14 protein-coding genes are annotated in these 12,876 nt (G+C 45.8%); 6 read left to right on the forward strand and 8 right to left on the reverse strand.

Annotated features, from left to right (window positions below; genetic code table 11):
- Window positions 1-150: 150 nt before the first annotated feature.
- From KAH81_07665 to pyrR, 3 genes are read right to left on the reverse strand one after another with little or no spacing between them, the layout of a single operon-like run.
- Window positions 151-1,317, reverse strand: a complete 1,167-nt coding sequence (locus KAH81_07665; protein MCK5833530.1) for a glycosyltransferase family 4 protein — start codon at window positions 1,315-1,317, stop codon at window positions 151-153.
- Between the two features lie 5 nt (window positions 1,318-1,322).
- A complete protein-coding gene (locus KAH81_07670) occupies window positions 1,323-2,243 on the reverse strand; it encodes an aspartate carbamoyltransferase catalytic subunit (protein ID MCK5833531.1) in 921 nt (306 codons plus the stop codon).
- Between the two features lie 27 nt (window positions 2,244-2,270).
- The gene (gene pyrR, locus KAH81_07675) at window positions 2,271-2,813 is read right to left on the reverse strand and encodes a bifunctional pyr operon transcriptional regulator/uracil phosphoribosyltransferase PyrR (protein MCK5833532.1); all 543 of its coding nucleotides are present in this window, start codon (window positions 2,811-2,813) and stop codon (window positions 2,271-2,273) included.
- Window positions 2,814-3,313: 500 nt separating this feature from the next.
- On the opposite strand from pyrR, the gene nadC reads away from it, so the two are divergent.
- From nadC to KAH81_07700, 5 genes are read left to right on the forward strand one after another with little or no spacing between them, the layout of a single operon-like run.
- Window positions 3,314-4,183, forward strand: a complete 870-nt coding sequence (gene nadC, locus KAH81_07680; GenBank protein ID MCK5833533.1) for a carboxylating nicotinate-nucleotide diphosphorylase — start codon at window positions 3,314-3,316, stop codon at window positions 4,181-4,183.
- Window positions 4,183-4,926, forward strand: a complete 744-nt coding sequence (locus tag KAH81_07685; GenBank protein MCK5833534.1) for a PASTA domain-containing protein — start codon at window positions 4,183-4,185, stop codon at window positions 4,924-4,926. The genes nadC and KAH81_07685 overlap by 1 nt, the downstream gene beginning before the upstream one ends.
- Before the next feature lie 2 nt (window positions 4,927-4,928).
- Entirely contained in the window at window positions 4,929-5,804 is an 876-nt protein-coding gene (locus KAH81_07690) for a hypothetical protein (GenBank protein ID MCK5833535.1), read from the forward strand.
- A complete protein-coding gene (locus tag KAH81_07695; GenBank protein MCK5833536.1) occupies window positions 5,797-6,447 on the forward strand; it encodes an HAD-IA family hydrolase in 651 nt (216 codons plus the stop codon). Before KAH81_07690 ends, KAH81_07695 begins: the two co-directional genes overlap by 8 nt.
- A 17-nt stretch (window positions 6,448-6,464) precedes the next feature.
- Window positions 6,465-7,568 (forward strand): PD40 domain-containing protein, encoded by a 1,104-nt coding sequence (locus KAH81_07700; GenBank protein ID MCK5833537.1) that lies wholly within the window; start codon window positions 6,465-6,467, stop codon window positions 7,566-7,568.
- A gap of 32 nt (window positions 7,569-7,600) precedes the next feature.
- Here KAH81_07700 and KAH81_07705 read toward each other — a convergent pair whose 3' ends face one another.
- The 3 genes from KAH81_07705 to KAH81_07715 all read right to left on the reverse strand — a co-directional run bounded on the left by KAH81_07705 (window position 7,601) and on the right by KAH81_07715 (window position 9,709).
- Entirely contained in the window at window positions 7,601-8,524 is a 924-nt protein-coding gene (locus KAH81_07705) for a hypothetical protein (GenBank protein ID MCK5833538.1), read from the reverse strand.
- 721 nt (window positions 8,525-9,245) lie between these two features.
- Window positions 9,246-9,488: a type II toxin-antitoxin system HicA family toxin gene (locus KAH81_07710; protein MCK5833539.1), complete on the reverse strand. Its 243-nt coding sequence runs from the start codon at window positions 9,486-9,488 to the stop codon at window positions 9,246-9,248.
- Window positions 9,485-9,709, reverse strand: coding sequence for a 2-oxoisovalerate dehydrogenase (locus KAH81_07715; GenBank protein MCK5833540.1), 225 nt, complete (start codon window positions 9,707-9,709; stop codon window positions 9,485-9,487). Before KAH81_07715 ends, KAH81_07710 begins: the two co-directional genes overlap by 4 nt.
- Before the next feature lie 64 nt (window positions 9,710-9,773).
- On the opposite strand from KAH81_07715, the gene KAH81_07720 reads away from it, so the two are divergent.
- Entirely contained in the window at window positions 9,774-10,004 is a 231-nt protein-coding gene (locus KAH81_07720) for a hypothetical protein (protein ID MCK5833541.1), read from the forward strand.
- Window positions 10,005-10,071: 67 nt separating this feature from the next.
- On the opposite strand, the gene KAH81_07725 is transcribed toward KAH81_07720, so the two are convergent.
- Together KAH81_07725 and KAH81_07730 are read right to left on the reverse strand one after the other, a co-directional pair.
- Entirely contained in the window at window positions 10,072-12,240 is a 2,169-nt protein-coding gene (locus KAH81_07725; protein ID MCK5833542.1) for a hypothetical protein, read from the reverse strand.
- Window positions 12,241-12,333: 93 nt separating this feature from the next.
- The coding region (locus KAH81_07730) for a hypothetical protein (protein ID MCK5833543.1) at window positions 12,334-12,876 on the reverse strand (543 nt) is incomplete at its 5' end.

A 12,876-nucleotide genomic window follows, 5' to 3' on the forward strand; every position in this document is an offset into this window, starting at 1 on the left:
TCCGAAGCATCCACAATAGTCCGGTTTTGGTAGTTCTTCTTTCCACCCACACGAGCGATGATACCATCGTCGATATAAACATCGGTTATTTCGTCGATACCGTTGGCGGGATCGATGACTCTTCCGCTTTTAATAACGAATTTTGTGTTATTATCCATTTTCACTCCGATTCGAGTTAATTGCGTTCAACATTATTCTTTCAGTTTTTTCAACGATAACATCCCAGCCTAACTCTGTTTCAGCGAGTTTTCTACCATTTTCAGCAACATTGTCGGCGTATTTTTTATTCATTAAGAGCGATCTTATAGCATCGACTGTGGCCTCTGCTGTTCCGTTTTTTGCGGGCACGAGGGCGCCCTTTTCAGCGAAGAAATTGTAAACTCCCCAATCGGGTGCGACAATCGGTATCGCCGAAGCAGCGTAAGTTGAAAGCCGCATAGGCCAACCTAGTCGAGCTGTAAGTGGCGCAGACCACGTAACGGCAATGTCGAGCGCACGAATATAATTCACGCTCTCGTTCTGTGAAACACGTCCTGTGACAATGAATTTGTTTGTTACTCGGGAAGACTCGATTTTTTTCCTAAATTGATTTTCAGCAGAACCTCCACCGACAATGAGGCATTTGATTTTTGGAAATGAAAGCGCGAGTTTTTCAACTACTTCGATAATGGGACTATCTAAATGGTAGGGTAAAATGCTTCCGACATTGCCTATCAAAGGACCATCATTTGGAAGACCAAGTTTTTCCCTCAATATAGATTTTTTAATTTGGTGATTATACAAATTTATATCGACGCCATTTGGAAGAAAGTGAGTTTTATTGGGATTCGGGTCGAAACCCGCGAGAGTTTTCCCTAGTTCGGGTGATACGGCTATAACTCCCGATGAGATGTGAATACGCTTTTTAAGTGAGAAATACCAATCTAAGAGCGCTGCTGCTTTGGATTTTAGGCTAGCTCTTTTAGCCTCATCTTTAGCGGATCCATTCACCTCTAGAATTACTGGTAACCCCGCTTTTTTTGCATCTAAGAGTATTTTATTTCCATTATAAAAATCTCTCACATAGGCAATATCGAAGCTTTTGCGGTTATCTTTAATCCATCTACCTGCAGTTCTAGCCCAAAACGGTGCTTTTGATATATTCGAAGGAATATATTTTACTTCGACGGCATCGAGTGAATAGGGCTTAGCAAACTCGGGGGCAATAATAGTAACTGAGTGTCCTCGAGAGGCAAGACCACCGGCGATAGCTCCTACATGAACCGGAACTGCTCCTTGCTGTGAAAGCGGGGCGTATGCAACATATAGAACTCTCACGCCGTTTATACTTCCCCTATTCTGGGAGCAAGTAAATAAAGAATAGCCATTCTCACTGCGACACCATTTGTAACCTGCGGAAGAATGACAGAATAATCAGAGTCCGCAACATCTTGAGTTATTTCCACACCACGGTTCATGGGTCCGGGATGCATCACTATATGGTCTTTATCCATCATCTCGACAAGGTTTTTATTGATTCCCCATACAGCAACATATTCCCGAAGCGAGGGAATATAGCCAGCGGTTTGCCTTTCAAGCTGAAGTCGCATGATGTTCACTACATTTGCGTCTTTGATAGCTTCCTCGATATCGCATGTAACATTGATACCCCACGTCTCGACACCAACCGGAAGCAGTGTCGATGGTGCGCAAAGTGTAATATCTGCACCGAGGGCTTTAAGCCCAATTATGTTGCTTCGAATAACCCTACTGTGAAGTGCATCGCCAACAAGACAGACCTTGATGCCTTCCAGGGTTCCAAAATGTTCGTGTATAGTGAAAATATCGAGTAATGCTTGTGTTGGATGTTCATGGGCACCATCGCCAGCATTGATCACCACGGTTTTACAGCGCTTCGAGATAAAATGCGGCGCACCAACAGCGCTGTGTCGCACGACGGTCATATCTACTTTCATTGCCCATATGTTATCCACTGTGTCTCGAAGATTTTCACCCTTTTTCAGGCTACTCGTGCTTGCCGAGAAATTAATAACATCTGCACTGAGTCTTTTTTCTGCAAGCTCGAACGACATACGCGTTCGTGTAGATGGCTCAAAAAAGAGATTTGCAACGGTAACACCCTTTAAGGTTGGTAGCTTTTTAACATCGCGTTCGAGGACCTTTCTAAATGTCCTCGCATGATCGAGAATTTCAAGTATTTCATCGCCCGACCAACCTTCAAGCCCAAGAAGATGCTCTTTCATATAATTCTCCCGAATATCGAAGGGAATTTATTCCTCCGATTGTTTTTTTTTCACTTTTACGACCCGGTCTTCTCCATCGATGATATTGACTCGAACCTCGACATATTCATCATCTTTGAGACTGACTTTTTTGCCGACATAATCGGCGCTAATTGGTAGCTCACGACCACCTCTATCCACTATGACTGCAAGTTGAATACTGTGCGGTCTTCCAAAATCTATGATTTCATCTATCGCTGCGCGAACGGTCCTTCCGGTGTATAAAACATCATCCATCAGGATGATATCCTTGTCTGAAACTCCAAATAGAAGCTCGGTTCCCCCAACATCTGGTGTTTCGGTTATTTCCTTAAAATCATCGCGATAAAGTGTTATGTCTATTGTGCCCACCGGTGGTCGTATGCCCTCGAGTTTAAAAATTTCATCTGCCAGGCGTTTCGCCAGCGGCACTCCTCGGCTTCTAATTCCGACGATAGCAAGGTCCTTCGCGCCGGAATTGCGTTCTACTATCTCAGACGCTATTCTTTTAACGCTTCGCGAGAGTTGAATACTGTCTAGAAGTTCTATCAATTTGCCCCCTTGTTTATAAGCTTAACAAAAAATAAAAATATATCTTCTACTGTCAACAACTAGTTATCGAGAATAATAAATGAATAAAAAAAGATAAGAGACAATAAGATCGTTATCAGAGAATAAGATGATCCGAACAATTTTGCCATAACGGCGCTGTCACGATTTTTGCTATTAATTGGTTCGAGCATTAATAGTAAGATATTTCTGCGCAAAAATCTCCACCATACACCTCGCTGTCACGGAATTTGCAATTGCGGCAAATTCCGTGACAGCGCCCTTCCTCGCGCCAGCGCCGTTAGTATTGTTATTAATTAGCGTTTCGATATTTTGGAGCAATCATCTTGAAGATAGGAGGGCGCAATGATTTTGGTATTGAAGCAGAAGATAGTGAGATGAGTTTTACAATCTTAATCTGCAGACTTTTCCTGAATAACGAGCTTCCCGTTTTTATTTGGTTATAGCTTGACCTTTTAGGCTAATTGAGTTATTTTCCTAATATGGAGTTTTTTTATGATGAGAATCTCGATTTAGTCAAGATAGCTTTAGCTGAGGATATTGGTTCAGGCGATGTAACTTCTTTAGCGCTTGTTCCTGAGGTCTCCATTCTTGAAGCGCGGATAATTGCGAAGGAGAGCGGTATTCTTTGTGGTTTACCTATTGTTGAGCAAGTGTATTCTGTTTTAGATTCAGCAGTTGAGGTCGAGCGTTTTTTTGATGATGGCGACTCGGTCGAGGCGGGATTCAGCGTCGTTGAGGTCAAAGGACCTGCTCGTTCAGTTCTTGCTGGCGAGCGGACCGCGATGAATTTTTTATGTCATCTTTCTGGCGTTTCTACTGTATCGAATCTTTTTTCAAAAAGGCTCGAGGGGACGAACTGCTCAATTTTGGATACTCGTAAGACGACACCTGGAATGCGTGCTCTCGAGAAGTATGCGGTTACTATCGGAGGCGGCAAGAACCACCGCCTAGGGCTTTGGGACATGATTCTTGTTAAAGAGAACCATATAATAGCTGCAGGCGGTTTTATGGAGGCGATGGAAAGGCTTTTTTCAAGCGGTTTTCCTTCGGTGCCTGTGGAGGTTGAAGTGCGAGATATTGAGGAGCTACAGATTGCTCTTAAATTTCCAATCGATAGGGTAATGCTCGATAATTTTTCGATAGAGAATATTATTAAAGCAGTAGAGTTTCGCAGAATTCTAGGCGCTAAGGTTCCTTTTGAGGTTTCGGGAAAAGTTACACTAGATAATTGCCGGGTATATGCCGAAACGGGAGTGGAGTTCATATCCAGCGGATCGATCACGCATTCTGTTCGTGCCCTAGATTTTAGCATGATCGCGAAGTTCCTCGAAAACAGTGAGGAATTGTAGTGAACAACCGTGTTTTAAGAGTAATCCATTTTTTGGTATATGCTCTAGTGCTTGCAATAGGTCTTACAGCCGGATTTATAGTATTCGACAGGGTTCTAATGCCTGCTTTCACTCGCTCTAAGGGTGTCCGAGAGATACCAGATGTCGTGAATTTGAGCGAAACTGATGCTGAAGTTGTTGCTTCCTCTTTTGGATTCGATTTTAGAGTATCGCGAAAAGAATACAGCGACAGTATCGCGGAAAACATTGTTATTTCGCAGAGACCGGAGCCAGGTTCTAAAGCGAAAAAAGGAAGACGGATATCGGTTGTCGTCTCGTTGAGCACTGAACTTGTGCAAATACCCGATGTTTCCAGCGCGCATATACGTCAGGCCAGGCTTGAACTCGATGCATTCGGACTTTTCCCGGGGGAAAATATCTATGAGAACTCGGATTCGGTCGAAAAGGACATAGTTATAGCTACTTCACCGCCTATTGGCAGCGAGGTCGAGATAGGCGACTCGGTGGATATTATAGTTTCACTCGGCTCAGAAAGAGCGCTGGTTAAGGTCCCAAATTTCATGGGTCAGAAGGTGGAAAACGCTCAGGAGATAGCCAATAATGTGGGGCTTGGATTAATTATTCAGCACCGTAGGATACCTTCGATGCAAGCCGGAACTGTCTATCGCCAATCGCCGGAGGCCGGAGTTCTTCTCGAGAGAGGTAATGCCGTTGTGGTCATTGTGGCGCAAGGGGAGGAGTAATAGTGGATAAATATGGGCTTTTGTTAGCTAAACTCGAGGATGATCGAACAAGTGGTTCGGAACAATTATTGGGCCATGTTCTGGATATTCTAAGAGAATCATCCAGCGATCTTTCGGTTTCACCGGAAGAGCAGGCGACACTCCTTGAGAAGATAGTAGGAATAATAAACGAGAAGTTCATTGAATTAGCACCTTTGAGAGATATTGCTTCGAAAATCGCTTCGTTATCGAAAGAGAACCTCAAGAAGTCGGCTAATGAACTCGAGGGTCGTATCCGTTCCAAGATTAATAGCGAAGTAGCTTCATTAGCAAGAATAGGGGCGAACCTTGTCCCGCAGAACTCGACTATAGCGACTATTAGCAACAGCGATACTATCGTTAATGTGCTCTTTAGGGCGAAAGGAATGTATAAGGACTTCCATGTTATAACCGCCATTTCCGAACCAGCCGGCGAGGGTAGGCTTATGGCTAAAACTCTTGCTGATAAAGGTATCGATGTAACTCTTGTTCCAGATGCTGCTATGGGATATGCAATCGAGCGATCAAATATGGTTATGGTTGGCGCAGATGCTGTTACAGGCGAGTTTTTCATCAATAAAATCGGTTCACTTCCAATGGCGTTATCGGCGAAGCACTTCAATATTCCATTTTATGTTTTTGCCCGTCTCGATAAATTCTTGCCATCTCGAAGCCTTCCTCTTTCGCGGCGCTTCATTGGGCCGGAGGAGTTAAATCCGCCGGAATCGGAATTGATAACCGCTAAGGCACCGCTTTTTGAACGGATACCTCATTCACTTGTTGATGGAATAGTTACTGAAAGCGGTATCATTAAGCCCGAAAGGAACCGCTTAGAAATAGCTGAGGTTACGAATGATTAAAGCTGTTTTGTGGGACCTCGATGGGACTATTCTCGATACAACCGAGCTAATTTTGCTTTCATATCGTCATGCTTTTGCGACTGTGATTTCGCGCGAAATCGAGGATAAGGAATCGTTGTCGAATTTCGGAGAACCATTGATTTCGGTGATGACAAGATATTCGCCTAAACATGCAGAGGCGCTAATGAATGCCTACCGAGACCACAACCACAAACATCACGATAATTACATCGAGCCATTTGCAGGAATTATCGATGCACTTGCGAATATCAAACGCAGGGGATTCAAACAGGCGATTGTTACTAGTAAAACAGAATGGCTCTCGCGGCGCGGGTTGAAGCTGTTTGAACTTCTGGGCTATTTCGACGAGATTGTTGGATTTGAATCGACTGAAGAGCATAAGCCGCTACCTGCACCAGCATTAGAAACTATCAGAAGAATGAAGGTTTTGCCGAGCGATGTTTTATTTGTTGGTGATTCCTTGGCTGATTGCCTTTGCGCCGAGAAAGCTGGAATAAAATTCGTTTTCGTGAAATGGGGACCAAACCCGGATGCCCTCGGTGAGAAGATACCAGATTATTCTATCGATGATCCGAGAGATATTTTATATTTATTGCCCGAAGTTGGGCCGAGAATAAGATAAATGAGAGGAAATTATTGATGAAGAACGCAGCATTTTTCATAATTCTATCGTTAGCAGCAATGCTTTGTTCCTGTGGGAATAACGGCAACAACCCCGAGTCTGAGGTAACCGATGTGGAACTCGGGTCTAACTGGCTTTTCATGACGGATTCCGAGTCGATAGCTATAAGCGCGAGTGCCTTCAATGGAGAAGTAGCTGTCAGCGCTGATTTTGATTGGAGTTCCTCCGATGCTTCTGTTGCGATTGTAAGCGATGGTATTATTACTGGTATCGGTGCTGGAACGGCCCTTATTACAGCAGATGCTGAAGGTGTTTCATCCGAACCTTGCACCATCCATGTTGCTGATGAATGGATACTCTATTCGGGTTCAGATAGTCTTAGGATAATCACTCCAGATAACACCCGCGATATGGCTATTCCCGGAACTTATTCTGCTATAGGCGCAATTCTTCGCTTCGACGACGGTATAATCTATGTTGCTGAGGCGCAATATACTTTCAACTATCTGTATTTCCGCCCTTTTAACAGTAACAACACACAATTTGTGTTTTCAAATTTCATTGAACCTATTTACGACCTAAGGCTCTCTTCTGCTGGCAATATCTTGATGAGCAGGTATTTGAGTTACAGCATATTTTCCTTTCCCTCTGCAAGCGGCCTTGTAAACGATTTGAATAGCTATATCGATTTTACTCTGGGTAATGTCGATATACGCGAATTCGATGTTTCACCATCGGGCGGGTTTATCATAGATGCCACAACTTCGGCCGGCCCACGGATGTTGTTTGTATCGTCTGATGGTGAACCGGGGGATACACTTCTTACAACAAATGGCAAAAGTCCTCGCTTTTCACCCGATGGAACCAAAATCGCCTATGGAAATACCGGAAGAATATGGCTTGCCGATGTCGAAACTATGACGAGAACCGAGCTTCTTTCCGAAGGTTCGTCTATCGATGGCATTTCTTGGTCACCGGATGGAACGCATATCGCGATGTGCGTGAGGAACGCCCTGGGTCAATACGAGTTGTGGGTTGGAAATGCTTCCACCGGTGAAAAGGTCAAACTTACCGAAGCGGAACCTTCTAATGAGCATTTTTCCCCTCAGTGGATAGAGTAAGCTTTAGCCGACACACAAAAGACACGATGTTATTATAATCCCACCTCGACCGCGCCGCTCCAGTGGCCCTCTTTCCCCTTTGCGATTGCGCGCACACGGAATTCGTGCGCGCCGGTCAAGGTCGGGAGAGGGCAGGAATTCGATTCGCCCTCGTAGAAAGCCGTCCAGTGGCCGGAAGCACCCCCCGCGCGATAATGCGCCTCGTAACGGTCGGCATCCTCGATGGCCCCCCAGATTATCACGCGCGACGACGAATCGTATCGGAAATTCGCCGGCGCGGGCGGCCTATGCTTGGTCCACACCCTCGATTTGGGAAGCATACCGAGGTCGAGGAAATTCAATCCCTGCACCCCCCACACGAGCACGCCCATTTCGTAAATCAGCTTGAGCCGGTGGGTGTCTTCGCGGAATCGCTTTTGCATCGCGACCCGCGCGACTTTAGCCTTCTCGCGCTTGGTTCGTGCTGTCGAGTGAAGGTCGCTCATCTCGTTGCGAAGCGTTTTCAGCGAATCGACGATATGGTCGGGCAAAACCCACGTCGCGCCGTCCGCGTTGTAAATATCGTTCTGCCCGGCGAGATCGTCCACCGATGACAGGATTCCCTCGCGCGTGATCGGCGTTTTGCCGTCGATTGAATACGCGCGGATTATCTCGTCGGCGTTTTCCTGCGACGCGATTATCGCTTTGAGCAGGGCTTTGGCCCGGACATATAGCGCCCGCGTCTCGTTCTGCTTGCGGCGGAACGCTCCGAAGGTCATTTGCGCGTCGTATTTCTGAACGCGCGCCTCCCCTCTGATTTCTTCCCATTCGGCCTCCGTGTTTTGCGCCCAAAGGAGCAGATCGCCGGTCACTCCGAGTTCAACCGCAAGGCTGTCTATGTTACCGCTAAAATAGATGTACCTTTCGCCTCTGATAAGAATGTCGTCTTGCGAGAAGTTGTTGCTATGAAGAGACATATCTACCTCCTATTTTGCCCTGTCGAGCCGCGTATATCGTTTTCGTATTGTTCACTTTTATTATTTTATCATAATAATATAATTATTAATCCATAATTATCAAATATTATTTAGGACTTTATATATTTTTATTTAATACTCTTATAATTATTTTGGTGAATTACAATATATTAGTTTATCATATTTATATTTTATTAAATAATAACATTTAATTATTTAATGATTATGTATTTTAATCGTCATATAATTATTCTTATTATATTTTAAAAGTATTATTATATTATTATATTTTGTAATTTTATGATTTAATATAATTATTGGACAAATAGAAATGATAATATTAAGATATAATCTTAATATGAACCGAATAATATTAGTTATGTTAAAATATAATAACATTATTATACGATAGAATGTTATTATGAATAAATAAAATAGGGTTTTGTGAAAATAGAATATTAATATTAAGCGATAGAATAATGATAATGTCGCCTTGAACCCTCATTAAACGGCCATCCGTAGGGGACGGTCTTGTGCCGTCCCGTCGTTGCTGTCAGCGCAATCGCCCTCACCCCGGCCCTCTCCCAAAGGGAGAGGGAGGTTTTGCAAGTCCTTCTCCCGCTGGGAGAAGGACTTAGGATGAGGGCAATTACCGGAACGCGGGCTATGCGAACCCTACACTGCGGAGCATCCCCGCGAAAAAAACGTTAATCCTGGGATATCATCGAAAGAGTCTCTCTATAAGTTCAGACTTGCTTATCTTCAGGTGTTTCGCGATTTCATTGAGAATCGAATTCAAAGTCCCTAACTTCAGTGGCGAATGGGCAGGTATTGTTATGCTATGCGTTCCATTGAGTTCGGTTTTCAACCTGCAATGGCTTCCGGTTTGGTGATCGAGTTCATAACCGAACTTAGAAAGAGACTTCACCAAATCTGAGCCTGAGAGGTCGCGTGGCAACTTCATACGTAGACAACCTCGTCGCGGACATAATGAAGTCGAACAATTCGTTGCAGGTTATCGTTGAAATGACAGTGAACGGCGTCCGCGATCATATCGTGTAATTCCTCGATCGAGTCGGTTTGTGTGAATATCGGCAGGCCGAGCGCCCTTGCGTTGTAGCCGCCCTCGATGTCCTCTTCAACGAGGAATACTATTTCCGTTTGACCGGGTTTATTCTCTAACAATCGAACCTCGCTTTAATAGCAGATATAAGTCGCCGTTTGGTATGCAATATAATCTTTTCGCATTATGATTGCAATTTTTTCCTCGCTTCGATATTTCAATTGCGCCCGAAGTCCTGTCATCCCCGACCATAGCACTGTCATTCCCGACCTGATCGGGAATCCAGCCGATTTCTGCAATATCTGGATTCCTATTTTCATGGGAATGATATGTCAGCGCAATCGCCCTCACCCCGGCCCTCTCCCAAAGGGAGAGGGAGGTTTTGCAAGTCCTTCTCCCGCTGGGAGAAGGATTTAGGATGAGGGCATAAAAAGGGCGGATCATAAATGACCCGCCCTTAGGGGAACCAAACTATATTAGGCTATTAGTCGCCGACCTTCTGGAGATTGAAGTTCAAACTATAAAACCTAACCCCAGTGGAGGAGCCCAAGTTCCTGAATCTGAAGTCGATATAATCATCTTCTACGAGATAAAGGAAGCCGGAGACCGTCGCGCCGTAGAAGCCGTTAGCGTTGGTAGTTCTCATTCTGAAAGTGAGATTGGACTGTTTTACACCGTTTTTGAAGACGGCGTATTCATATTTTTGGTTAGCGCCTTGCGCTTTGACCGATGCGCTATACATAATGAAATATCTACCTTCGCCTAACGAGCCAATAGTAAAGGTTCCAGCCGACGCGTTAGGGACTATATAGCTCGAGCCGGAGGACAAACCTGAAGTCCCGCTAGTCCATTTATACCAAGTTCCTGAAGTTACCGGGTCATAGAGTGTGCTATCGTTTTCATACAATTCAGAGTAAGAGTATATAGTCGCTTCGACCTTCATGTCCGTCCAGTTCATCTTTTTCACCTGGCCGGTCGAACTGTCCGGGACGAGGAGATAACTTCCTTCAGAGGTGTCGGGGATATCACCGATGTAGAAACTGTCGCCCGCATAAAGGTTCTTCGTAGCGTAAGCGTAACCGTTCGTTCCGACTATGAGGGAGCCGTCACCGATCTTGATAGCGTTGTCCGACTCGAAGCGGGTCGTGTCGCCGTCGTCGAAAATGCGTAATGAATCTGCGGCGCCTATCCCGCCGAGCAGCGTATCGGAGAATTCAATATTGCCGTAGGTGCGGAGTATACCGTTATAATCTGATGAGTAGAACTGTGATGTATAATCGGTGCCTACAACGACGTGCCTTCCGAATGCGAATGAATATTTACCAGAGACGGTATCGGCATATCCGCAGGGAATTGCAGAAAAGCTGTCGGATACTGCATTGTATTCTCCTCCGCTGATTACTGAACGAAATCCACTTGCGATGTTTCGGTTTCCGCCGGGGATAATGGCACCATCGCCTGAGGCTAAATTCCTATATCCACCGCCGACTGTGGCACCATCGCCGCTTGCGATGTTTGAGAATCCGCCGCCGACCGTAGCAGCATCGCCGCTTGCGGTGTTTTTGTATCCGCCGTTAACCGTTGAATAACCAAAAGCTATGCCGCTTGCTATGTTTTCCTGTCCGCCGCCAACGGTGGCGTAATCATAGCTTGCGGTGTTACCGAATCCACCGGCTACGGTGCAGTATTTATAATTCTGTCCGCTGGTGCCGGTTTTTCCGCCCACACCGAGGTTGACATGGGTGGAGTCGGCGTTGCCGTAAAGGGTAGCACCGCTTCGAGCGATGCCCCATTTCCCGCCGGTCATAAGGGTGGTGTCCCCACCATCGGTGACATTATAAATCCAGTCGGTATCGGCGCCCGTTGCCGCTATTGTTATCGAATCGCCGGTTTGGGTTAAAGTAATGTTCGAGCCTTCGACGAATGTCACGCTATCGGGAAGCCATGCGGAACCGTTGGCGCGAAGTTGCTGGAAACCGAGATCGTCGCCGTCGGCGATGTCCGCCGGGATGTTTCTTAAAGATCCCCAATAAGCTATTGTCGTGTCGACGTCGTCGCCATCGGCAAGATCGGCGGGGACGTTGGTTAAATTATCCCAATGAACCTCGGCATCGCCGGAGGTTTGAAGATCGGTAGTATCGTAATATGCCGAGAGTGTGTCGAGCAGGGCGTAATCGCCGAGGGTGTCCCAAACGACCGATGTGTCGGCGTATGCGCCGAGGGTATCCCAATCGACCGAAATCGGGTAATCAAGCGAGATTATCGCTTTTCTTACCTCTGTCGCGTGGCCGTTCTCTAAGGCAAATCCAATAAAGACGTCGCCGTCGGATGCGGTTTTCAGTTTGCCGCCGGTCGCTGTCGTAAGACGGTCACCGGCTGTGACAGAAGCCTCCATTCTTGCTGGGAAGATGTCCGAGGAAGAAAGAAGGTAATAATCGGTTCCCCCATCGGGGAGCACGGCAACAACGATCCCCGCGACCGAAGTATCGCTATCTCCGCAGACAGTGATTTGCCCGGACGCATTTAACTTCACCATGCTGCCCATCTCGACAGCCGTTCCGCTGTCCTCGACGCGGTTCTTTAGTTGGCCAATCAATGGTAAAGCTATAAGGATTAGCGCCAAAGCGGTTATTATTGTTGAATTTCTTTTCATCGTGTTCCCTTTTAAAAATATTTATCCAATTGAGATAAGCGAAAAAAGTTTTATCAAAATTGGGGCGCCTGAAATAGACGCCCCATGAAAAGGCTAATTTTGAATAGCTATAATAGTAAGATCGCCTTCAATAATCCTACCGCCGTTACCCCAGCCGTCGGCAAAGCAGCGAACGGCGTAATCGTTGGCCGCCGCAGGAGCCGTCATGACATGAGATATGCTAACCTCTTTAATCTCATACCAGTCGTCGTCCTGCAGGAAAACCGTGTAGGACTTCAAGACTGTTGTGTTAGTGACGTCGTATATCTCGACTGTAATTTTAGCGCCGTTATAATTTGGGGTTGTAGTATATTCATCGCTTACTATAACAGTAGCACTTAATTTAATCTCGTCACCTTTCGTGGCGAAAGAAAGAGTGGGGATTGCAGTCGTTGGAGTATCGTCGAACTCGAGCATAGCTGTTCTACTCGCTTGAGCTATATCCTGACCGAGTTCTCCCTCGAACGTCACCGTGCTATCGAATATAACCGGGCCGTTGAAATAGGCCGTATCGTCGCCGAACGTCACCGTGCTGTCGAAGCTCGCCGTGCCGTTGACATCGAGATTTATATCGACGATTACCTCGTCGCCCTCGAA

The sequence above is a fragment of the bacterium genome, assembly GCA_023145965.1.
Classification (GTDB): Bacteria; UBP14; UBA6098; order UBA6098; family UBA6098; genus UBA6098.